The organism is Pseudomonas sp. ADAK2 TE3594, from assembly GCF_053628675.1.
Window position 1 is genome coordinate 359,343 of the sequence record NZ_JBRJGV010000001.1, and the last position, 21,843, is coordinate 381,185.

The window sequence follows — 21,843 nt, forward strand, 5'->3', positions numbered from 1 at the left end:
TAAAGTGAGCAAGTCTCTGCAAGCCATTCGTGGCATGAACGACATCCTGCCCGAACAGACTCCCCTGTGGCGTCATTTCGAGGGCACCGTCTCGCGTCTGCTGGATAACTACGGTTACAAGCAGATCCGCATGCCGATCGTCGAGTTCACCGAGCTGTTCAAACGCTCCATCGGTGAAGTGACCGACATCGTCGAAAAAGAGATGTACACCTTCGAGGATCGCAATGGCGATTCCCTGACCCTGCGCCCTGAAGGCACAGCGGCCTGCGTGCGTGCGGTGCTCGAGCACGGCATCACCGGCGGCGGTCAGGTGCAAAAACTCTGGTACATCGGCCCGATGTTCCGTCACGAACGTCCACAGAAAGGTCGTTATCGCCAGTTCCACCAGATCGGTTGCGAAGTCTTCAACCTCGACGGTCCGGACATCGACGCCGAGCTGATCGTGCTGACCTGGCGCCTGTGGGGCGAGCTGGGTATCCGCGATGCGGTCAAGCTCGAACTCAACAGCCTGGGCACCAGCGAGTCCCGTGGCCGTTATCGTGAAGCACTGGTCGACTACCTGTCTGCTCGCCTGGATCAACTGGACGAAGACAGCCAGCGCCGTCTGAAAACCAACCCGCTGCGGGTTCTGGATACCAAGAATCCCGACACTCAAGCGGCGTTGGCCGACGCGCCAAAGATGGCCGATTACCTCGACGAGGAATCCCGCGTGCACTTCGAGGGCCTAAAGGCTCGTCTGGACGCCGCCGGCATTCCTTATGTGATCAACCCGAAGCTGGTTCGCGGGCTGGATTACTACAGTAAGACCGTTTTCGAATGGGTCACCGACAAGTTGGGCGCCCAAGGCACTGTGTGTGCCGGTGGTCGCTACGACGGTCTGGTGGAGCAGATGGGCGGCAAGCCGACCACGGGCGTTGGCTTCGCCATGGGCATCGAGCGCCTGGTGCTGCTGCTTGAAACCCTGGAACAGATTCCCGAAGAAATCTCCCGTCAGGTCGATGTCTACCTCTGCGCCTTCGGTGAAGCCGCCGAGCTGGCCGGTCTGACCCTGAGCGAGCGTGTTCGCGATCAATTACCCAACCTGCGCCTGCAAGTAAATGCCGGCGCCGGCAGCTTCAAAAGCCAGTTCAAGAAAGCCGACAAGAGCGGTGCGCTGTACGCATTGATCCTCGGTGACGACGAAATGGCCCAGCAAGTGGTAGGTTTCAAACCCCTGCGTGGCCAGGGCGAACAACAAAGCATTGCCTGGGATGCGCTTGCTGCACACCTGGCCACCTGCGTCGTGCAGGGTTGAAGCTGTCAAACAGCCGATTTAGCGATTAAGGAGTATTGGGGTGTCGAGTACCGAAGACGAACATCTGGCGGAGTTGAAGGACTGGTGGACACGCAACGGCAAGCCCCTGGTCACTGGCGGCCTGTTGGCGCTGGTCATCGTATTCGGCTGGCAGGCCTTTCAGAAGTATCAGAGCAATCAGTCGCAAGGCGCCTCGATTCTCTATCAGCAATTGCTCGAAACCACGCTGACGCCTGACGGCAAGCCTGATGCTGCACGTGTTTCGGACCTGGCCGGCAAGCTCAACAGCGAGTTTGGCGGCACCGCTTACGCGCAATACGGCAGCCTGTTCGTGGCGAAAGTTGCAGTCGACAGCGGCAAGCTGGACGACGCAGCCAGCGAGCTGAAAGCCATTATCGCCAAACCGGCCAACCCGGCACTCGGCGAAATTGCCCGTCAGCGTCTGGCGCAGGTGCTGGCCGCGCAGAACAAGGTCGATGAAGCCCTGAAACTGCTCGAAGGCGATGCCGACAAAGCTTTCCTGGCCACTCGCGAAGAACTCAAAGGCGACCTGCTGGTGCAGCTGGGTCGTACCGACGAAGCGAACACGGCGTATCAAAAAGCCAAGGCGGCACTGTCGGATGAAGCGGCGGTCGGTGGCCTACAAATCAAGCTGGACGACCTGGCCAAAGGGGATGCGTGACGTGATCCGTTGGAAACATGCAGCATTGCTGGCTCTGGCCATATTGGCCGCGGGTTGCAGCAGCAACAGCAAAAAAGAATTGCCACCGGCCGAGTTGACCGACTTCAAGGAAGAAGTGGTTCTGCAAAAGCAGTGGAGTCGTTCGATCGGTGACGGTCAGGGCGAAACCTACAACATGCTGGTTCCGGCGATCGATGGCGATACCATCTATGCCGCCGACGTCACCGGCGTGGTGATGGCGATGGATCGCAGCAATGGCGACGTCAAATGGAAGAAAGATCTCGAACTGCCTGTCTCCGGCGCCGTTGGCGTGGGTTACGGTCTGGTCATGATCGGCACGCTCAAGGGCGAAATCGTTGCCCTGGACGCCAGCAGCGGTGAAGAGAAATGGCGCGCTCGCGTGACCAGTGAAGTGCTCGCGCCGCCGGCCACCAACGGTGACGTTGTTGTGGTTCAGACCCAGGATGACCGTCTGATCGGTCTGGATGCCGCCACCGGCAACCAGCGCTGGTTGTATGACAGCACGCCAGCGGTTCTGACCCTGCGCGGCACCAGCGCACCGATCGTCACCAACCGCCTCGCGGTGGCTGGCCTGTCGACTGGTAAAGTGGTCGCTCTGGATGTTTCCAACGGCGTGCCGGTGTGGGAACAGCGCGTAGCGATTCCACAAGGTCGTTCGGAGCTGGAACGTGTGGTCGATATCGACGGTGGCTTGCTGCTGTCCGGCGGTACACTGTATGTCGCCAGCTACCAGGGTCGCGTCGCGGCACTGGATCTGGAAAGCGGTCGTCAGCTCTGGCAGCGTGATGCTTCCAGCTATGCCGGCGTTGCCCAGGGTTTTGGCAGTGTCTACGTGAGCCTGTCTGCAGGCACCGTTGAAGGCGTTGACGAACGTTCTACCACCGCGTTGTGGAGCAACGATTCGCTGGCCCGCCGCCAACTGTCGGCTCCAGAAGTGTTCTCCAGCTATGTTGCAGTCGGTGATATGGAAGGTTACCTGCACCTGCTGAGTCAGGTGGACGGTCGTTTCGTCGGCCGCGAGCGCATCGACAGCGACGGCCTGCGTGCCCGTCCGCTGGTGGTGGGTGACACGATTTATGTGTATGGCAACAGCGGCAAACTGGAAGCCCTGACCATCAAGTAATGGTTTGACTATGCTTGGGGTTAGTTCCCCAAGCGGCCCCGTTCTGCGGGGCTCGCAGTGCTTACAGGCGCTGCCCCGAGCACCAGCCGCTGCCTCGCAGCGGCTTTTGTATTTTCTGAAATAACGAAGTGGAGAGCCGCATGGTTCCCGTAATCGCCCTGGTGGGCCGACCGAACGTCGGCAAGTCCACCTTGTTCAACCGCCTGACCAGGACTCGCGACGCCATTGTCGGCGACTTGTCCGGTCTGACCCGTGATCGCCAGTACGGTGAGGCCAAGTGGCAAGGGCGTTCCTACATTCTGGTCGACACCGGCGGTATCTCCGGTGACGAGCACGGTATGGACGAAAAAATGGCCGAGCAGTCGCTGCTGGCCATTGAAGAAGCAGATGTCGTTCTGTTCCTGGTAGATGCCAAGGCCGGTTTCACCGCGGCCGACCAGATGATCGCCGAGCACTTGCGCAAGCGTAACAAGCGTTCCTACGTGGTTGCCAACAAGGTCGACAACATCGACCCTGAAATGGCCCGCGCCGAATTCGCCCCGTTGGGCATGGGCCACGCGATCCCGATCGCCGGTGCTCATGGTCGTGGCATCACCCAGATGCTGGAAATCGCCCTGAGCGACTTCCCCAAAGACGACGAAGAGCCGGAAGAAGGCGAAGAAGAGATCGTTGCCGAAGGTGAGGAAGCCAAGCGCATTCCTGGCCCAAGCGAAAAAGACGGTATCAAGATCGCCATCATCGGTCGTCCGAACGTCGGCAAATCGACCCTGGTCAACCGCATGCTCGGTGAAGACCGGGTTATCGTTTATGACCAACCCGGCACCACCCGCGACAGTATCTACATCCCGTTTGAACGTAACGACGAGAAGTACACGCTGATCGACACCGCCGGTGTGCGCAAGCGCGGCAAGATCCACGAAGAAGTCGAAAAGTTCTCCGTGGTCAAAACCCTGCAAGCGATCAAAGACGCCAACGTGGTGATCTTCGTGATGGACGCCCGCGAAGGCGTGGTGGACCACGACCTCAACCTGCTGGGCTTTGCCCTTGAAGCCGGTCGTGCGCTGGTTATCGCGATCAACAAGTGGGACGGCATGACGCCGAGCGAGCGCGACTTCGTGAAGGTCGAGCTGCAACGTCGTCTGTTCTTCGTCGACTTCGCCGACATCCACTTCATCTCGGCCCTGCACGGCACTGGCGTAGGCAACCTCTACGCGTCGGTACAGAACTCGTTCAAGTCCGCGGTCACCCGCTGGCCGACCAACCGCCTGACCCAGATTCTGGAAGATGCGGTTGGCGAGCACGCGCCACCGATGGTCAACAACCGTCGGATCAAGCTGCGTTACGCCCACTTGGGTGGTGCGAACCCGCCGATCATCGTGATTCACGGTAACCAGATCGAGAAGGTGCCGAAGTCTTACGTGCGTTACCTGGAAAACACTTATCGCCGTGTCTTGAAGCTGGTCGGTACGCCGATCCGTATCGAGTTCAAGGGCGGCGAGAACCCGTACGAAGGTAACAAGAACTCGCTCACCGACCGCCAGGTCAACAAGAAGCGTCGGATGATGTCGCACCACAAGAAAGCCGACAAAAAGCGCCGCGACAAGCGTTGATTTGAGGCTGCCTGGCTTCTGTAGGAGCGAGGCTTGCCCGCGAAAGCCACACCGCAGTGTGCCAGGTAGAACGCATTATCGTTCTTCGCGGGCAAGCCTCGCTCCTACGGGACCGGGTTCGAAAAAGGGTGCTTAAGGCGCCCTTTTTTTATGGGCGTCGTTTGGGCTATTCTCGAGCTCTCCCGTGCCGTCGTAGAGCCGGGTGCAGAGCCAGGGAATCACCGATGATCACCAGCAAGCTGCCGAATGTCGGCATCACTATCTTCACGCAGATGTCTCAGCTCGCGGCGCAAACCGGGGCGATCAATCTGTCTCAAGGGTTTCCCGATTTCGACGGCCCGCAGGCCCTGCGCGATGCAGTCGGCCGGCATATCGCCAGTGGTCACAACCAGTACTCGCCGATGACTGGCCTGCCGGTGTTGCGTCAACAGATTGCGGCGAAGATCGCTCGCAGCTATGGCGCCGATGTCGATGCCGACAGCGAAGTGACGGTCACTCCCGGCGCGACTCAGGCGATTTTCTGCGCCATTCAGGCGGTGATCCACAGCGGTGACGAAGTCATCGTGTTTGATCCGGCCTACGACAGTTATGAACCCTCGGTGGAGCTGGCCGGTGGTCGCTGCGTCCATGTGCAATTGGGCCTGAATGACTTCGCCATCGACTTCCAGAAGCTCGCTGAAGCCATTACGCCGCGCACGCGGATGATTATCCTCAATACCCCGCATAACCCCAGCGGCGCGCTGATCAGTCGTGCCGAGCTGGATCAGTTGGCGGTGTTGATTCGTGATCGCGACATTTATGTGATCAGCGACGAAGTCTACGAACACCTGGTATTCGACGGTGTGCCTCACGTCAGCGTATTGGCCCACGAAGAGCTCTATCAGCGCGCATTCGTGGTCAGCTCGTTCGGCAAGACCTACCACGTCACCGGCTGGAAAACCGGTTACGTGGTGGCTCCGCCAGCCCTTAGCGCGGAGCTGCGCAAGGTTCACCAATACGTTAGTTTTTGCGGCGTGACGCCGTTGCAATACGCGTTGGCCGATTACATGGCCGAGCACCCGGAACACGTCGAAGAGTTGCCGGACTTCTATCAGGCCAAGCGCGATCTGTTCTGCGATCTGCTGTCGCCGTCGCGCTTCAGTTTCACCCGCGTGGCCGGTACTTATTTCCAGCTGGTCGATTACTCGCAGATTCGCCCGGACCTCAATGATGTAGAGATGGCACTGTGGATGACCCGCGAACATGGCGTCGCGAGCATTCCGATCTCGGTGTTCTACCAGACGCCACCCGAAGGCCAGCGCCTGGTGCGTCTGTGCTTTGCCAAACGCGAGGAGACCCTGCGTGAAGCAGCGGCAAAACTATGCGTGATCTGAGTGCTCTGCCCAATCTGAATGTTGCGCTGATCCAGACCACCCTGGCCTGGCATGATCGTCAGGCCAATCTGCAGCATTTCGAGCCCTTGCTGGAACAGGCTCGCGGCGCGGACCTGATCATCCTGCCGGAGATGTTCACCACCGGTTTCTCCATGGAATCGGAAACCCTCGCCGAGCCGGAAAATGGCCCCACCAGTAAATGGCTGCGGGTTCAGGCGGCGAAACTGGATGCGGTGATTACCGGCAGCATCATCGTCCAGGTGGCTGACGGCAGTCATCGCAATCGTCTGTTGTGGGCGCGGCCGGACGGGGAGGTGTGGCACTACGACAAGCGTCACCTGTTCCGCATGGCGGGCGAGCACAACCATTTCACTCCGGGCGAGCGTCAGGTGCAGTTCGAATTGAAGGGCTGGCGAGTGCGGCCGTTGATTTGCTACGACTTGCGTTTCCCGGTCTGGAGCCGCGACCCTCAAGACACCGACTTGTTGCTGTACACCGCCAATTGGCCGGGCGCCCGGCGCCAGCACTGGAACCGTTTGCTACCGGCACGGGCGATTGAAAACCTCTGCTATGTGGCGGCGGTGAACCGCATCGGTACCGACGGCAAAGGCTTTGCCTACACCGGTGACAGTCAGGTGCTGGATTTCCAGGGTGAGACGTTGCTCAGCGCAGGCGATGCCGATGGGGTATTCAAGGTCGTTCTGGACGCGGCGGAGCTGGCGGCTTATCGCACACGGTTTCCGGCGAATCTGGATGCGGATACCTTCGAGTTCACCTGAGACTTTCGCTGTCTGAACCGGCCTCATCGCGGGCAAGCCCGCTCCCACAGGTTCGGTGGTGTGCACAAACTTTGTGTTCGGCGCTATCACTGTGGGAGCGGGCTTGCCCGCGATGAGGCCATGACAGCCAATACATAATCTGCAGGCAAACAAAAAGGCCCCGAGGTTTTCACCCCGGGGCCTTTTGCATTGCAGCGCTGACTTACGCCGCTTTCGCTTCCGGCTGGCTCAGGGAGCGGTTCAGCGCGCTGAACAGGGCCTTGAAGCTGGCGGTGGTGATGTTTTCATCGATGCCGACGCCATGCACCGCACGCTCACCGTTTACGCGCAGTTCAATGTAAGCCGCCGCTTTGGCATTGGTGCCCGCGCCGATGGCGTGTTCGTTGTAGTCCATGATTTCCACCGGGATCGGCAGACCGGCCACCAGTGCTTCCAGAGCGCCGTTGCCCTTGCCACGCCAGTGCAGGTTGGTTTCGCCCTGACCTTTGCTGGAGACTTCCACTTCCACGGCGCTGTGACCGTTTTCTTCCTGCAAGCGATGGCTGACCAGCGCGTACGGCGTGTTGGCCTGCAAGTACTCGCTGTGCAGCAGCGCGTGGATCTGCTGGGCCGTCATCTCAAGGCCCAGGCGATCGGTTTCACGCTGCACGACCTGGCTGAACTCGATCTGCATGCGGCGCGGCAAGTTGATGCCGTATTCCTGTTCCAGCAGGTAAGCGATACCGCCCTTGCCCGACTGGCTGTTGACACGAATCACCGCCTCGTAGCTGCGGCCGATGTCGGCCGGGTCGATCGGCAAGTACGGCACTTCCCACAGGGCGTCCGGTTGCTGCTGGGCGAAGCCTTTGCGGATGGCATCCTGGTGCGAGCCGGAGAACGCGGTGTGAACCAGGTCACCGACATACGGGTGACGTGGGTGCACAGGAATCTGGTTGCACTCTTCGACGACTTTACGCACGCCATCGATGTCGGAGAAGTCCAGCTCAGGGTCGACGCCCTGGGTGTAGAGGTTCAATGCCACGGTCACCAGATCGACGTTACCGGTCCGCTCGCCGTTGCCGAACAGGCAGCCTTCGACACGGTCGGCGCCGGCCATCAGGCCCAACTCGGTGGCGGCTACGCCAGTGCCACGGTCGTTGTGGGTGTGCAGGCTGATGATCACGCTGTCACGACGGTTGATGTGACGGCCGAACCATTCGATCTGGTCGGCATAGATGTTCGGGGTGGCGCATTCGACGGTGGCAGGCAGGTTGAGGATCACCTTGTGCTCAGGCGTCGGGTTCCACACTTCGATGACCGCGTCGCAGACTTCCTTGGCGAACTCGAGTTCGGTAGCGCTGAAGGTTTCTGGCGAGTACTCGAAGGTCCACTCGGTGTCCGGCTGCTGGGCGGCGTATTTGACGAACAGCTTGGCGGCGTTCACGGCGATGGCCTTGATCCCGTCCTTGTCTTGATTGAAGACAATGCGGCGGAAGGAAGGGGAGGTCGCGTTGTACAGGTGAACGATGGCTTTCTTGGCCCCGCGCAGGGATTCGAAGGTACGTGCGATCAAGTCTTCACGGCCCTGGGTCAGCACCTGAATGGTGGTGTCGTCCGGGATGTGGCCGTCTTCGATCAGCGTACGCACGAAGTCGAAGTCGGTTTGCGAAGCGGCCGGGAACGAGGCTTCGATTTCTTTCACGCCGACTTGTACCAGTGTTTTCCAGAAACGCAGCTTCTTGACCGCGTCCATCGGCTCGATCAGCGACTGGTTGCCGTCACGAAGGTCCGAGCTGCACCAGATCGGCGCGGCGGTGATGGTCTTCGATGGCCAGGTGCGGTCCGGGATGTCGATGGTCGGGAACGCGCGGTATTTCGAAGACGGGTCTTTGAGCATGCTCATCGGAAAATCCTTATTGTGTGGGCCGAAAAAAGGCGGCCTGCCGGTGGATCAAAAGTTGGGATAAAGCGTAAGACGAGGCACCGCGATTCAGCCTGGCAGTCGTGCACTGACGAGGCACAGGCTGCGGTGCTGGCGGAGCTGAATGAGGGTGTGAGAGGTTTTCATGCCTTCAACCCTAACCGCGGGGATGAAGGATGGCAAGCAGTCGAAAAAAATTGAGAGGAATACTCGAAAAGTCGTGTTTATTGAGATTTTGTTGCGGTGAATGGCAGAGATTGTATTGATGTTTGCGCGAGGTTTGAGCGATGCGCAATTGAAGGTTGGCGATTGCAGTTCGGGCGACGCAGCTATTCTTAAAGCCTCAACCTGACGACCAGGAAGCAGGAGTTGGCGATGAACGAGTCGGATTGGAAGCTCTATAGCGCGCTGCGTCCAGTAGCCCATGAACGGATGTGTACCCGGATTATGGAAGAGGTCGAGCGTACGGTGCTGGATAAAAGCCTGGCGCCTTATGACCGTATTGAAGCCAGTGAAGAAAGGCTGAAGGCCGGTCAGCAGGAGCTGTATTGGGCGTTTGGCGTTTTCGGTCACTCACGCAATGAAGCGCCTGCTCATTTGCTGGGGCTGTGTACCCATGAGCTGATCACATCTGAAGAATTGGCGGGTTTCTCGGAGGAAACCCAGGCCTGGATCAAAGAGCGTCTGGCTCATAGGGAGGTCCACGGAATTGAGGACCTTGAGGCGGAATAGGCGGCGCCAATGAGGCCTCTTCGCGGGCAAGCCTCGCTCCTACAGATTTGTTGCGGTCATCCCCAATCCGTAGGAGCGAGGCTTGCCCGCGAAGAGGCCGGTAGCCTCAACAACTATTTAAGGCTGAAACGCCCCGATAAAAATCGCCGGATCCACCCGCGCATCATTCAGGCTGATGTTCCAGTGCATATGCGGCCCGGTCGCGCGCCCCGTGGAGCCGACTTTGCCGACCACGCCACCTCGCGCCAATTGCTGCCCAACTTTCACGTCGATCTTCGACATGTGGCAGAACATGCTGATAAAGCCCTGGCCGTGGTCGACGAATACCGTATTGCCATTGAAGAAGTAGTTACCGATCAGGATCACCTTGCCGGCGGCCGGGGTTTTGATCGGCGTGCCGGCGGGCACCGCAAAGTCGAGGCCCGCATGGGGGTTGCGTTCTTCGCCATTGAAAAAGCGGCGCACGCCGAACTTGCTCGACAGCGGCCCGTTGACCGGTTTGTCCAGCAGCAGATTGCTCGGAGTGTTCGGGCTGAAGCTGCGGTAGGCCTGGATCTGCTCCGCCAGCTCACCCTCGATGCGCTTGAGGTTCTCCGGGTTCGGATTGACCTGCTGGGTATTCTTCAGGGTGATGTGCTGTTCCGGGTATTTCTTGCTGCCGACGGTGAAGCTCAGATTGCGGCCGCCGCCGCTAAGCGACTGGCTACCCGGTTTGACCGTCAGCGGCACGCCGACGATGGCCAGCCAGTTGTTCTGTTCCTTGACCACCAATACCGGTCTCCCCTGATAGCTGGCTTTGGGTGCCTGGGCGGAGCTGCCCAAATCCACCACTGCCACGCCCCCCGGCACCGGTTTGTTCAACAGGCGGGTGATGTAACTGTCGGCGTGGGCGTTGAAGGTCAGGCACAGCAACAGCAGCGGAACTAGAAAACGCGGCATGGATCAATCCAGTAAAGAAAGGGTGACAGGCGTCAGGTGATTGTCTTCGACCCGCACTTGCAGTTCGCCTTCACCTAGTTTGGCTTTCAGGCGCTGGCCGGTATGGGTCTGAGCGGCGCTGCGAATCGCGTTGCCGCGCTCGTCCAGCAGAATGCTGTAACCACGCGCGAGGGTCGCCAGCGGGCTGACCACGTGCAGCGTCTGCATCTGACTTTGCAGTTGCAGGCGGCGGGATTTAAGCCCTTCACGCATGGCCCGGGGCAGGCGTTCGGCGAGGCTGTCGAGGCGCTGACGAAGCATCGCCAATTGCCGCCCGGGATGTTGCCCGGCGAGGCGGGTTTCCAGGCGGATCAAACGTTCGCGAGGGGTATTGAGGCTGCGTTCGAAGGCGCGGCGCATGCGCATGTCCAGATCATCCAGACGTTGTGCTTGCTGACGCAGTCGTTCACCGGGATGGCGCAGTCGGCGTGAAATACCTTCCAGGCGCAGCCGATCACGCATCAGGCGGTCGCGCATGCGCATCACCAGGCGCCGGTGCAGGCTTTCGACCCGACGCACCAGATCGCTGGAGTCCGGCGCGAGCAGTTCGGCAGCGGCGGAGGGCGTGGGGGCGCGGACGTCGGCGACGAAGTCACTGATCGATACGTCGGTTTCGTGGCCGACAGCGCTGACAATCGGCGTCACGCAGGCATCCACGGCGCGGGCTACGGCTTCTTCGTTGAAACACCAGAGGTCTTCCAGCGAGCCGCCACCACGGGCCAGGATCAATGCGTCGAAACCGCGGGCGTCCGCCAGTTTCAGCGCGCGGACAATCTGCGCAGTGGCTTCGCGGCCTTGCACGGCGGTGGGGATCAGCGTCAGTTGGATCTGCGGCGCGCGGCGGCGGAACACACTGATGATGTCGCGGATCACCGCGCCGGTGGGCGAGCTGATGATGCCGATGCGTTGCGGGTGCGCCGGCAGCGGCACTTTGCGCTCGGCGCTGAACAGGCCTTCGGCGCTGAGCTTTTCCTTCAAGGCATCGAAGGCCAGGCGCAGGGCGCCATCACCGGCCGGCTCCACGGTGTCGAGGATCAGTTGGTAGTCGCCACGACCTTCAAACAGCGAAACCTTGCCGCGAACCTTGACCGCCAAGCCGTCCTTCAACGCCTGGCGAACCCGCGCGGCGTTCTGCCGGAACAGCGCGCAACGCACCTGGGCGCCGCTGTCCTTGAGGGTGAAATACACATGGCCGGACGCCGGGCGGGCGAGGTTGGAGATTTCGCCTTCGACCCAGATATTGCTGAACACGTCTTCGAGCAACACCCGCGCGCGGCCGTTGAGCTGGCTGACAGTCAGGACTTCCCGGTCCAGGCCGAGTCTTGCAAAGGGATCTTTAATCATGGGGCGCATGATAAAGGCAATCTCCTGCGCAATGCACGATCCCCCTGTAGGAGCTGCCGCAGGCTGCGATCTTTTGACCTTGATTTTCGGCGAGGCTGAAATTGCTGAAGATCAAAAGATCGCAGCCTTCGGCAGCTCCTACGCCGATCGGGTGAAGTGTTCGACAAATTGCTGGACCAGCGCCGTGGAATTTTGCCGGCAGGCGAGGGCGACGGTGCTGTGGCAGTCCGGGTCGGCCAAGGGCAGGAAGTGGATATCCGGCGGCGCGATGTCTTGCATCGATTCCGGTAACAGCGCGATGCCGAACCCGGCCTGGATCAATTGCAGTTGCGTGGTTTTGCGCGACACCACTCGAGCCGCCTGGGGAAAGAACCCCTGGCGCATGCACAACTCGGCGGACAAATAGCTCAGGCCGCCGCGCTGTGGATGAGGGATGGAAATAAACGCTTCATTCTTCAACTGCGCCAGATCGATGCCTTGCGCGAACTTATCCACAGCCAATCGATGATTCGGCGGCACCGCCAGCAACAGACGCTCGCTGTACAGCGGAACAATCTGCACCCCTTCACACTGACGCAGCACCGGCAGGCGCAACAGGCCCACATCGAGGCGACCCTCGGCCAATTCTTCCAGCTGCGCCTCGGAGGACAGTTTGACGATGTCCATGGACACACCGGCATGCTGATTAAGATATTCGCTGATACCTCGCAACAGCCGACCGCTCATGGGCACCGTGCTGGAGTGACTCAGGCGCAACACGCCCAGTTGACCGGTGCCCACCTGAGTGGCCATCTCACTGGCCTTGGTCAGTTCGTTCAGCAGGTTTCTGGCCCGAGGCAAAAAGGCTTCACCCGCCGCCGTCAGTCGGGGTTGGCGCGCGGTGCGTTCGAACAGCGGCGTTTGCAGTCGGGTTTCCATGTCCTTGATCTGCCGGCTCAAGGCGGATTGAGCAATAAACAGTCGCTCGGCTGCAGCGCTGAAGCTGCCGCTCTCGGCGATTTCCACGAAGTAACGCAATTGGCGGGTTGAAAGCACGAGGTATGCCTTTTCGAGATGGCTAGTCGATGTGGAAGATATTAGTCGCAACGTTCGGCGCTGGCTAAAGTCATCGCAGGAATAAAAGGAAACCGTGTCGATGAATGTGCTGGAGTTGTTAAACCAATGGCCGTGGGGTGCGGTGGATTGGCTGGTGATCGGGTTGGGCGTTGCCCTGGCCTACATCGTGTTCGGCATCGCTGGTTTTGGCACCGCGCTGGTGGCTGGGCCGATTTTGATCCTGTTCATGCCGCTGTCGAAAATCGTGCCGCTGTTGGTGCTGCTGGATTTCGTCGCGGCGTTCGGCAATCTGCTGCCCTCGCGACGGGATGTGGCGAGGTCCGAATTGCTGCGGCTGCTGCCGTGCATGGCGGTGGGCTGCACGTTGGGGGTGATCTTTCTGCTGAACCTGAAATCCGATGTTTTGCTGCTGTTGATGGGGCTGTTTATCAGCGCCTATGCGGTTTACAGCCTGTGGATTAAAACCCGCCCCGCGCAATTGTCCGCCGGGTGGGCGGTGCCGATGGGCACGGTGGGCGGGATGTTCGGGGCGTTGTTTGGCAGTGGCGGCTTCTTATATGCGATTTATTTGAACAGTCGGTTGCCCAAGGACGCGGCCCGGGCGACCCAGAGTGCGTTGATCAGTTGCAGCACTGTGGTGCGTTTGAGCCTGTTTGCCGTCGCCGGCGTGTATGCCGAGCTACCCTTGTTGGTATTGGCGCTGTGTTTGTTGCCGGCGATGGCGCTGGGGTTGTGGATCGGCCGGCGATTGACCATGAAATTGTCCCGCGAGGCATTCGTGCGGCTGGTGACCTGGTTGGTGCTGGCCAGCGGGATTGCCTTGATCGGGCGCTATTTGAGTACTTGACCGGATTTCGTCAGGGATTAAGCTGCCGGCCGCCCTGGCGCTATCGCGGGCAAGCCCGCTCCCACAAGGATCTCAGGTGAGCACAAATGTGTTTACGACCGAGATCGTGTGGGAGCGGGCTTGCCCGCGATGGCGTCAGGACGAACACCGCAGAAATATCCATTTGACGCAGTAGGCTTGCACCATGAACTCGCAAAGCATCATCGTCCCGAAAATCTCCACCTTGCCGGTACACGAACCCCGGGCCCGGGCGGTCGTGCGTTGGCTGGTGCGCAAGAACATCATCAAAGAAGAACTGACCACCTGTGGCCGCACCGGCAATCGCATGGCCCACGCCATCGCCGACGGCGCCCGCGCCGTGGCCCTGCACCCTGACGCGCTGCCGTTCGGCGAGCCGGTCAATGGTCTGGAAATCATCACCAAGCGCTGCATTTATACTCCGGCCAAGGGGTTTCTCGAAGAAGCTGGCTGCGCCGAGTGCCGCAAGGAAGTCGGCGAAGCATTGTTCGAAAGCCTGGAAGACTGGATGCCAGGGCGCACCGATAACTTCACGTGCCCTGAGTGCGGGCATGAAGATGACATCAACGGGTTTCTGTTCTTGCAGGAATGCGGCTTTTCCAACCTGGGTTTCATCTTCAACAACTGGCTCGAGGCCGGGTTCAAGCAAAGCTTCATCGACGAATTCGCCGATTGGCTGGATCAGCCTGTGAGTTGGGTCAAAGTCGAACTTTAAACCTGCGCCAGTCCCGTACTGTAGGAGCGAGGCTTGCCCGCGAAGGCATCGCTGCGGTACATCAGATACACCGAGTCGATGCCTTCGCGGGCAAGCCTCGCTCCTACGGGATTTGTGTGCCAAAACCTCCGTCGATCACCGCGTCGATAATAGACAGAGTTTTACATTGAACCCGAGGGGGTGTCTGACTATAATGGCGCGCTTCCATTTTCCCGCTCGGGAGCCCCCGCGATGCTGCGTATCAGCCAAGAAGCTCTGACCTTCGACGACATTCTTTTAGTGCCCGGTTATTCCGAGGTTCTTCCTAACGAAGTCAGTCTCAAGACCCGCCTTACCCGTGGCATCGAGCTGAATATTCCACTGGTTTCTGCTGCCATGGACACCGTTACTGAAGCCCGCTTGGCAATTGCCATGGCTCAGGAAGGTGGCATCGGCATCATCCACAAGAACATGACCATCGAGCAGCAAGCTGCCGAAGTGCGTAAGGTCAAGCGGTACGAGGCCGGCGTGGTCAAGGACCCGATCACCATCGAGGCTGACGCCACGGTTCGTGAACTGTTCGAACTGACTCGCCTGCACAACATCTCCGGCGTACCGGTACTGCATGATGGCGACCTGGTCGGCATCGTCACTTCCCGTGACGTGCGTTTCGAAAACCGTCTGGACGTCAGTGTCCGTGAAGTGATGACGCCTAAAGAGCGTCTGGTCACGGTCAAGGAAGGCGCCGACAAGAACGACGTCCGTGAGTTGTTGCACAAGCACCGTATCGAACGCGTGCTGATCGTCGACGACAAATTCGCCCTCAAAGGCATGATGACCGTCAACGACATCGAAAAAGCCAAGGCTTACCCACTGGCCAGCAAGGACGATCAAGGTCGTCTGCGCGTTGGCGCTGCAGTCGGCACCGGTAAAGACACCGGTGACCGCGTAGCTGCCCTGGTCCACGCGGGTGTTGACGTAGTAGTGGTCGACACTGCTCACGGTCACTCCAAAGGCGTGATCGACCGCGTTCGCTGGGTCAAGCAGAACTTCCCTGAAGTGCAGGTCATCGGCGGCAACATCGCCACCGGCGCTGCCGCCAAGGCCCTGGCCGAGGCCGGCGCTGACGCAGTCAAGGTCGGTATCGGTCCTGGCTCGATCTGCACCACCCGTATCGTTGCCGGTGTCGGCGTTCCGCAAATCAGTGCCATCGCCAACGTCGCCGCTGCCCTCGAAGGCACTGGCGTTCCGTTGATCGCCGACGGCGGCATCCGTTTCTCCGGTGACCTGTCCAAGGCCATCGTTGCCGGTGCCTCCTGCGTGATGATGGGCTCGATGTTCGCTGGTACTGAAGAAGCACCGGGCGAGATCGAACTGTTCCAGGGCCGGTCGTACAAGGCTTACCGCGGCATGGGTTCGCTGGGCGCCATGTCCCAGGCTCAAGGTTCCTCCGACCGTTACTTCCAGGACTCCTCGGCAGGCGCCGAGAAACTGGTTCCGGAAGGCATCGAAGGGCGTGTTCCGTACAAGGGCACCCTGAGCGCCATCATCCATCAACTGATGGGCGGCCTGCGTTCTTCCATGGGCTACACCGGTAGCGCCGATATCGAAGAAATGCGCACCAAGCCTGAGTTCGTGCGGATCACCGGCGCCGGCATGGCCGAGTCCCACGTTCACGATGTGCAAATCACCAAAGAAGCGCCAAACTACCGCGTAGGTTGAGGCTTCCAGCAATAAGTTAAGTAACCGGGGCTGTTTTCAGCCCCGAGTTGTTTCTGATTCTCTTCACCGAACTGCATAGACGAGACTGACCACATGGCCCTCGACATTCACGCCCACCGCATCCTGATCCTCGACTTCGGTTCCCAGTACACCCAGCTGATTGCCCGCCGCGTGCGTGAAATCGGCGTGTACTGCGAACTGCATCCGTTCGACATGGACGACGAAGCGATTCGCGAATTCGCTCCAAAAGGCGTCATTCTCGCCGGCGGCCCCGAGTCCGTGCACGTAGCCGACAGCCCGCGCTGCCCGCAAGCGGTGTTTGACCTGGGCGTACCGGTCTTCGGTATCTGCTACGGCATGCAAACCATGGCTGAACAGCTGGGTGGCAAGGTCGAAGGTTCCGAGCTGCGTGAGTTCGGTTATGCCCGCGTTGACGTGGTCGGCAAGAGCCGTCTGCTCGATGGCATCGAAGACCATATCGACGCCGATGGCCTGTTCGGTCTCGACGTGTGGATGAGCCACGGTGACAAGGTCACCAAGATGCCGGAAGACTTCCACATCCTGGCCAGCACCCCGAGCTGCCCGATTGCCGGCATGTTCAACGATGCACGCGGCTACTACGGCGTGCAATTCCACCCGGAAGTGACCCACACCAAGCAGGGTGGTCGCATCCTCTCGCGCTTCATCCTCGATATCTGCGGCTGTGAAGCCCTGTGGACACCTTCGAAGATTGCTGAAGACGCCATCGCCCAGGTCCGCGCCCAGGTTGGCACCGACAACGTATTGCTCGGCTTGTCCGGCGGCGTTGACTCCTCGGTGGTTGCCGCGCTGCTGCACAAGGCCATCGGCGACCAGTTGACCTGCGTGTTCGTCGACAACGGCCTGCTACGCCTGCACGAAGGCGAGCAAGTGATGGCCATGTTCGCCGAGAACATGGGCGTCAAAGTGATTCGCGCCAACGCCGAGGACCAGTTCCTCGACAATCTGGCAGGCGAAAGCGACCCAGAGAAGAAGCGCAAGATCATCGGCCGTACCTTCATCGACGTATTCGATGCCCAGTCGAACAAACTGGACAACATCAAGTACCTCGCCCAAGGCACCATTTACCCGGACGTGATCGAGTCGGCTGGCGCCAAAAGCGGCAAGGCCCACGTGATCAAGTCGCACCACAACGTGGGTGGCTTGCCGGAAGAAATGAACCTCAAGCTGGTTGAACCCCTGCGCGAACTGTTCAAGGACGAAGTCCGTCGTCTGGGCCTGGAACTGGGCCTGCCGTACGACATGGTCTACCGTCACCCGTTCCCGGGCCCGGGTCTGGGCGTGCGGATTCTTGGTGAAGTGAAGAAGGAATACGCCGACCTGCTGCGTCGCGCCGACCACATCTTCATCGAAGAGCTGCGTAAAGCCGACTGGTACCACAAGGTCAGCCAGGCATTCGTGGTGTTCCAGCCGGTGAAATCGGTGGGCGTGGTGGGCGATGGCCGTCGTTACGCCTGGGTCGTGGCCCTGCGTGCCGTGGAAACCATCGACTTCATGACCGCGCGTTGGGCACACCTGCCTTACGAACTGCTGGAAACCGTCAGCGGCCGGATCATCAATGAAATCGAAGGCATCTCCCGCGTCACTTACGACGTGTCGAGCAAGCCGCCGGCGACGATTGAGTGGGAGTGATGTGTCGACTGGCAATGACCAGTAGTCACTAGCAAGAAAGTGGAGGCCCGCATAATGCGCAATGTTATTCACTTAAGGTTCGTTTGATTCATTGTGGCCAGGGAGCAAGCTCCCTCACCACGGATTTATCTTTCCCTTAAGCGAACAGCGTTGCCGCGTAATGCGGGCCTTTTGTGCTCGACAAACTGAGAAACGGTGCCACTCCCCTTATGTTCCAGCGCATTTTGTCCGCTCTGCGCGGTAAGAAAACCAACAAGTCCACAACAGTCTCATCTCAGCACTCTGATGCGACGCAGTCGCCATCGCCCGAGAGTGAACTGGTCACTGTCTACGACGGTTACGGGCGTGAGCTGAAGATCGAACGTAGTGAATGGCGCGATAAAGTCTTCCTGCCCAATCTGCAACAGAAGTGGAGCGATGCCGACGAGCTCTACAACCTGGTTATCTCGGGCTTGAATGACGGCTTTGTCGCCGACTTAATCCCAGCCGCTGCGCAACTCGTCAAGATCGACAGCAATCCCGAGCGCAGCCATGTCGTCCAAGGCATTGTGCAAATGGGGAACGGCCAGCTTGATGCGGCCGAAAACACACTGCGTACGGGAATGGCGAAAGTGGGGGCGACAGGAACCCTTCTGACAAACCTGGCCAAGATATTCACCGAGCGAGGAGAGCAGGCGCTTGCAGATGAAACGCTTTGGCGCGCGATACAAACCGAGCCGAATCAAGAGAATGGCATGCTTTGGTGGGCGGCCATTCAGCGGGAACGAGGGGGCGAGGCAGGCTATCTTGAAGCACTCCGTACTGTAGCGGCGTTACCCGGTAGCTGGCGTGCGCAATTGTGGCTGGCGCGTCATTATTTGGAGCAGCAGGAAGTCGAGCCGGCGCGAGTGCTCTATTCCGAGGTGCTGACCGGAGGGATGTTCGACGGCAGCGCTCTGATGATGATATCGGGCGACTTGGGCAACAACGGCCAAACTCCCTTGATCGTTGAGCTGGTTGGGCCTATCTACGATGAGCACAAACACGACGCGATGGCGGGTCTCAACCTGTTGCGTGCCTATCAGGATCTCGGCAAAGCGGACGAAGGGGAAGCGTTGCTCGCCCGCCTGTATGCGCTCGGCTTCATGCCGATCAAAAGTCAGCTCGACCAGTTTGCGCAAGCTTTCCAGCAAATGCGCAAGCAAGACGCACAAGGGGAACCGGTCGATCCTGAGAACCTGAAGTTCGCGACGTTGGCGATAAGTCAGCCGATCTGGCACTACGGTTTGCGCAACGCCGACTGGCTCTTCGCGCAGAAATCGGGAGCGGCGTCGGAGGTTGGTTTCTTCGCACTTTCCAAAAGCATGGATGGATCAGAGCGTGCCGAAACACAACGAGAGGATGATCTTGGGCGCCTCACGCGTGCTATTCCTCTGTATCTGGCAGAGGCCGTGCATTACTGGAGCGACCATGCAGGCACTTGTTACATCCAGATCGTGGAAGGCGGCGGTCCGGTCCTGACTGGATGCGAAGCCGACGGCAATGCGCTCTTCGATATCGTGCCGCCGACGATGAAGTATTTCATAACCGGCGAGATAGGCTGTTCGGGTGAGGGTGATCAAGTCCAATGGCGGATTTCCCTGAGTCTCTGGAACTGCGCGACCCGTACGAAGCAAGTCGTCGAAAGCGGCAGCGCGGTCCAAGCGGAGCTCGGCGGGCTGGTGCTTGACCTTGAGAAACGCTTGCTTGCTTGCATTGGACTGAAGCGTGAGAAGCCAGTGGATGTGTTCTACCTGCATCCCACGGCCGAAGTCTTGCCGGTGTACCTGGCTGAACTGGGCCAAGCCTTCGTGTTGACGCTGCTTGCGAACGGGCATATGCCTAAGTCCTCAATGTGGGGGGAGCGTGCCATGCTCGACTGGCCGCTCAATATGGCCCTCCATTCGCCCACGGTAGAAGTGGCGAAATTGATGTACATCTCCGGATTGGGCAAAGCCCTGGATTACAAGTCGGACGTATTGGCCGAATACAAAGAACGCAGCCTGCAATTGCTGCGCGAGTTGGAGCAGGCGCACAGCCCTGCATTCCATTTGGCGCCGCTGATATGGAAGACGTTCGATATGCAAGCAGAATTACACGCTTATATTCGGAACTTGCCCGCTGATACAAGCCCGGCGCATAAGGCATGGCTGGAGCGAGTTAGCGAGGCATGAGGTCTTATGATCCGTCAGCTCTTCACATGTAGTTTTCACGGGGACAGTCAAGACGACTGACGGCTCCCGTTGAAAGGGTGCATGTCCGAGGAGAGTTCTATACTCACGGGCGTCCAGTTACGGCGACAGACACGCCGCAATAAGGAGCCTGCTATGAACGACAGCCAAAAACTCGCTGCCTTGCGCATCGTTTTGATCGCCGTGGGCCTGATCGCGTTGTTCGCTATCTGGCCGTTGATGATCCTGTGGCCGTCCGGCTGGACTTGGCACAGTGGGCATTCCGACTATCCGTTGATGATCGTCGGTATCTACGCGACGCTCGGCGTGTTCCTGCTGATGGCGTCTCGCGATCCGATGAAGCATCTGAGTTTGATCTGGTTTACGGTGTGGTCGAGCGTGGTGCACGGCGCGATCATGGCCGTGCAGTCCTTCGGTATCGAGACGGATGGAGCGCGGCATTTAGAACATTTATTCGGCGATGTACCGGCGTTGTTTATCGTCGCGGCGGTGCTGGCGTTCTTCACGCCGCGGGGCGAGAAGGCGTACTTGCTGCCTGATTGACCATGGAATGGATCCATAACGAAATGCCCTGTGGGTAACTTCCACAATTGCTGAAGACGCCATCGCTCAGGTTGGCACCGACAACGTACTGCTCGGCCTGTGCAGACGTTCCAGCCGGTGAAATCGGTTGGCGTTGTCGGCGATGGCCGTCGTTACGCTTGGGTGGTTGCCCTGCGTGCCGTGGAAACCATCGACTTCATGACCGCGCGTTGGGCACACCTGTCTTACGAACTGCTGGAAACTGTTTCCGGCCGGATCATCAACGAAATCGAAGGCATCTCCCGCGTCACTTACGACGTGTCGAGCAAGCCGCCGGCGACGATTGAGTGGGAGTGATCCCGCGCAAGCCTTGATGGTTTGATCGCAAGAAAAAAGGCCCCGTGAACGCGAGTTCACGGGGCCTTTTGCGTTTCAGCGCCGGGCGACGTCGGAGAAGTAGAACTTATCCAGCGTATGCCGCGACTCGGTGTACTCGAACTGCCTGCCATCCTGCAAAAACGTCTGGTTACTGACCACGATCACATGGCTCTGGCCGTCGAGGTCCAGGTGTTGCTGGTCGTCTTTGCTGCGGGGCACTGCTTCGATGGTGCGCTGGGCGTAGGCGATTTGCAGTTGCAGGGTCTGTTCGATGAAGGCGTAGATCGATTGTTCGGCGATGTCACGGGACAAGCCGGGAATCACGTCGCTGACGAAATGGTTGATGTCGAGGATCACGCGTTTGCCGTCGATCCGCCGCACGCGTTTGATCCGCGTGATCAGGCTGCCTTCTGCAGCCTTGATGTGTTCGAGCAGCGGGCCTTCGAGGGGGATTTGTGTGAACTCGACCACCTCGGTGCTGACGTCATTGCCCAGTCGCGGGTAGGTTTCCTGGAAACTGACGATGCCGCCGAGTTGAAACTCGATCGGGTTGGTCGACAGCACGAAGGTGCCTTTGCCGTGGACTTTCTGGGCGAAACCACGCTCCTGCAATTGCTCGATGGCCTTGCGCACGGTGCCGCGACTGGCCTGGTAGCTGTCCATCAGTTCGGTTTCGGACGGCAATCGGGCGCCGCGTTCCAGACGTTCGGTCGTGATACTGGCAAGCAGATCGCTGTAGATCTGGTTGTATTTACTCATGGGGATGGCTCTGTGCCGCGCTGTGCTCAAGGTTTCGAACCTTAAGGGCAGGGTAGGGGTTTGTCCATGCGGGTTTAGGTTTCTTTGACTTTTGAGGTAGGAAATATCGCCGCTTGTCGGGTTCAGGATA

18 protein-coding genes and 1 pseudogene are annotated in these 21,843 nt (G+C 59.4%); 14 read left to right on the top strand and 5 right to left on the bottom strand.

All coding sequences use genetic code 11. The features are described from left to right. The first annotated feature begins 4 nt into the window (after positions 1 to 4). The 6 genes from hisS to AB7M22_RS01645 all read left to right on the top strand — a co-directional run bounded on the left by hisS (position 5) and on the right by AB7M22_RS01645 (position 6,882). Positions 5 to 1,294: a histidine--tRNA ligase gene (gene hisS, locus AB7M22_RS01620; protein WP_063341451.1), complete on the top strand. Its 1,290-nt coding sequence runs from the start codon at positions 5 to 7 to the stop codon at positions 1,292 to 1,294. Positions 1,295 to 1,334: 40 nt separating this feature from the next. After that, entirely contained in the window at positions 1,335 to 1,976 is a 642-nt protein-coding gene (locus AB7M22_RS01625) for a tetratricopeptide repeat protein (RefSeq protein ID WP_454185012.1), read from the top strand. Then, a complete protein-coding gene (gene bamB, locus AB7M22_RS01630; protein WP_032836290.1) occupies positions 1,969 to 3,120 on the top strand; it encodes an outer membrane protein assembly factor BamB in 1,152 nt (383 codons plus the stop codon). Before AB7M22_RS01625 ends, bamB begins: the two co-directional genes overlap by 8 nt. 140 nt (positions 3,121 to 3,260) lie before the next feature. After that, positions 3,261 to 4,730, top strand: coding sequence for a ribosome biogenesis GTPase Der (der, locus tag AB7M22_RS01635; protein ID WP_008070964.1), 1,470 nt, complete (start codon positions 3,261 to 3,263; stop codon positions 4,728 to 4,730). A gap of 224 nt (positions 4,731 to 4,954) precedes the next feature. Continuing rightward, the gene (locus AB7M22_RS01640) at positions 4,955 to 6,103 is read left to right on the top strand and encodes a pyridoxal phosphate-dependent aminotransferase (RefSeq protein ID WP_454185013.1); all 1,149 of its coding nucleotides are present in this window, start codon (positions 4,955 to 4,957) and stop codon (positions 6,101 to 6,103) included. Next, positions 6,091 to 6,882, top strand: a complete 792-nt coding sequence (locus AB7M22_RS01645) for an amidohydrolase (RefSeq protein WP_052967491.1) — start codon at positions 6,091 to 6,093, stop codon at positions 6,880 to 6,882. The genes AB7M22_RS01640 and AB7M22_RS01645 overlap by 13 nt, the downstream gene beginning before the upstream one ends. Positions 6,883 to 7,084: 202 nt before the next feature. Here the strand turns inward: AB7M22_RS01645 and leuA are convergent, their stop codons facing one another. Then, complete coding sequence (gene leuA, locus AB7M22_RS01650) at positions 7,085 to 8,764, bottom strand: 2-isopropylmalate synthase (protein ID WP_007903610.1); 1,680 nt, start codon at positions 8,762 to 8,764, stop codon at positions 7,085 to 7,087. Positions 8,765 to 9,157: 393 nt separating this feature from the next. Between leuA and AB7M22_RS01655 the strand changes: the two genes are divergently transcribed. Next, a complete protein-coding gene (locus tag AB7M22_RS01655) occupies positions 9,158 to 9,514 on the top strand; it encodes a hypothetical protein (RefSeq protein WP_454185014.1) in 357 nt (118 codons plus the stop codon). Positions 9,515 to 9,631: 117 nt separating this feature from the next. On the opposite strand, the gene AB7M22_RS01660 is transcribed toward AB7M22_RS01655, so the two are convergent. The 3 genes from AB7M22_RS01660 to AB7M22_RS01670 form a co-directional block, all read right to left on the bottom strand. Next, a complete protein-coding gene (locus tag AB7M22_RS01660; protein ID WP_454185015.1) occupies positions 9,632 to 10,453 on the bottom strand; it encodes a peptidoglycan DD-metalloendopeptidase family protein in 822 nt (273 codons plus the stop codon). Between the two features lie 3 nt (positions 10,454 to 10,456). Further along, entirely contained in the window at positions 10,457 to 11,836 is a 1,380-nt protein-coding gene (xseA, locus tag AB7M22_RS01665; RefSeq protein ID WP_454188746.1) for an exodeoxyribonuclease VII large subunit, read from the bottom strand. Between the two features lie 138 nt (positions 11,837 to 11,974). Next, a complete protein-coding gene (locus AB7M22_RS01670; RefSeq protein ID WP_454185016.1) occupies positions 11,975 to 12,871 on the bottom strand; it encodes a LysR family transcriptional regulator in 897 nt (298 codons plus the stop codon). A gap of 100 nt (positions 12,872 to 12,971) precedes the next feature. Here AB7M22_RS01670 and AB7M22_RS01675 point away from each other — a divergent pair, with 100 nt between their 5' ends. From AB7M22_RS01675 to AB7M22_RS01705, 7 genes and pseudogenes are all read left to right on the top strand, one after another. Then, entirely contained in the window at positions 12,972 to 13,739 is a 768-nt protein-coding gene (locus AB7M22_RS01675; RefSeq protein ID WP_454185017.1) for a sulfite exporter TauE/SafE family protein, read from the top strand. A gap of 184 nt (positions 13,740 to 13,923) precedes the next feature. Further along, positions 13,924 to 14,472, top strand: a complete 549-nt coding sequence (locus AB7M22_RS01680) for a sugar ABC transporter ATPase (RefSeq protein ID WP_454185018.1) — start codon at positions 13,924 to 13,926, stop codon at positions 14,470 to 14,472. A 231-nt stretch (positions 14,473 to 14,703) separates the two neighbouring features. Next, positions 14,704 to 16,173, top strand: a complete 1,470-nt coding sequence (guaB, locus tag AB7M22_RS01685) for an IMP dehydrogenase (RefSeq protein ID WP_007903618.1) — start codon at positions 14,704 to 14,706, stop codon at positions 16,171 to 16,173. 93 nt (positions 16,174 to 16,266) lie between these two features. After that, entirely contained in the window at positions 16,267 to 17,844 is a 1,578-nt protein-coding gene (gene guaA, locus AB7M22_RS01690; protein ID WP_007903619.1) for a glutamine-hydrolyzing GMP synthase, read from the top strand. A 209-nt stretch (positions 17,845 to 18,053) separates the two neighbouring features. After that, a complete protein-coding gene (locus tag AB7M22_RS01695) occupies positions 18,054 to 20,036 on the top strand; it encodes a tetratricopeptide repeat protein (RefSeq protein WP_454185019.1) in 1,983 nt (660 codons plus the stop codon). A gap of 153 nt (positions 20,037 to 20,189) precedes the next feature. Further along, positions 20,190 to 20,597 carry a DUF6632 domain-containing protein gene (locus AB7M22_RS01700; protein WP_454185020.1) on the top strand — a complete coding sequence of 136 codons (408 nt, stop codon included), beginning with the start codon at positions 20,190 to 20,192 and terminating at the stop codon, positions 20,595 to 20,597. A gap of 105 nt (positions 20,598 to 20,702) precedes the next feature. Then, positions 20,703 to 20,933, top strand: a pseudogene (locus AB7M22_RS01705) (GMP synthase (glutamine-hydrolyzing)); the annotation flags it as partial. Positions 20,934 to 21,008: 75 nt separating this feature from the next. Here the strand turns inward: AB7M22_RS01705 and treR are convergent. Continuing rightward, positions 21,009 to 21,713: a trehalose operon repressor gene (gene treR / locus AB7M22_RS01710; protein WP_008014686.1), complete on the bottom strand. Its 705-nt coding sequence runs from the start codon at positions 21,711 to 21,713 to the stop codon at positions 21,009 to 21,011. Positions 21,714 to 21,843: the final 130 nt, after the last annotated feature.

Bases quoted from the DNA above. Each gene is read 5' to 3' on its own strand.
- bamB (WP_032836290.1), top strand. From the start codon at position 1,969: ATGCGTGACGTGATCCGTTGGAAACATGCAGCATTGCTGGCTCTGGCC.
- der (WP_008070964.1), top strand. From the start codon at position 3,261: ATGGTTCCCGTAATCGCCCTGGTGGGCCGACCGAACGTCGGCAAGTCC.
- AB7M22_RS01640 (WP_454185013.1), top strand. From the start codon at position 4,955: ATGATCACCAGCAAGCTGCCGAATGTCGGCATCACTATCTTCACGCAG.
- AB7M22_RS01645 (WP_052967491.1), top strand. From the start codon at position 6,091: ATGCGTGATCTGAGTGCTCTGCCCAATCTGAATGTTGCGCTGATCCAG.
- leuA (WP_007903610.1), bottom strand. From the start codon at position 8,764: ATGAGCATGCTCAAAGACCCGTCTTCGAAATACCGCGCGTTCCCGACC.
- AB7M22_RS01655 (WP_454185014.1), top strand. From the start codon at position 9,158: ATGAACGAGTCGGATTGGAAGCTCTATAGCGCGCTGCGTCCAGTAGCC.
- AB7M22_RS01660 (WP_454185015.1), bottom strand. From the start codon at position 10,453: ATGCCGCGTTTTCTAGTTCCGCTGCTGTTGCTGTGCCTGACCTTCAAC.
- xseA (WP_454188746.1), bottom strand. From the start codon at position 11,836: ATGATTAAAGATCCCTTTGCAAGACTCGGCCTGGACCGGGAAGTCCTG.
- AB7M22_RS01675 (WP_454185017.1), top strand. From the start codon at position 12,972: ATGAATGTGCTGGAGTTGTTAAACCAATGGCCGTGGGGTGCGGTGGAT.
- AB7M22_RS01680 (WP_454185018.1), top strand. From the start codon at position 13,924: ATGAACTCGCAAAGCATCATCGTCCCGAAAATCTCCACCTTGCCGGTA.
- guaB (WP_007903618.1), top strand. From the start codon at position 14,704: ATGCTGCGTATCAGCCAAGAAGCTCTGACCTTCGACGACATTCTTTTA.
- guaA (WP_007903619.1), top strand. From the start codon at position 16,267: ATGGCCCTCGACATTCACGCCCACCGCATCCTGATCCTCGACTTCGGT.
- AB7M22_RS01695 (WP_454185019.1), top strand. From the start codon at position 18,054: ATGTTCCAGCGCATTTTGTCCGCTCTGCGCGGTAAGAAAACCAACAAG.
- AB7M22_RS01700 (WP_454185020.1), top strand. From the start codon at position 20,190: ATGAACGACAGCCAAAAACTCGCTGCCTTGCGCATCGTTTTGATCGCC.
- treR (WP_008014686.1), bottom strand. From the start codon at position 21,713: ATGAGTAAATACAACCAGATCTACAGCGATCTGCTTGCCAGTATCACG.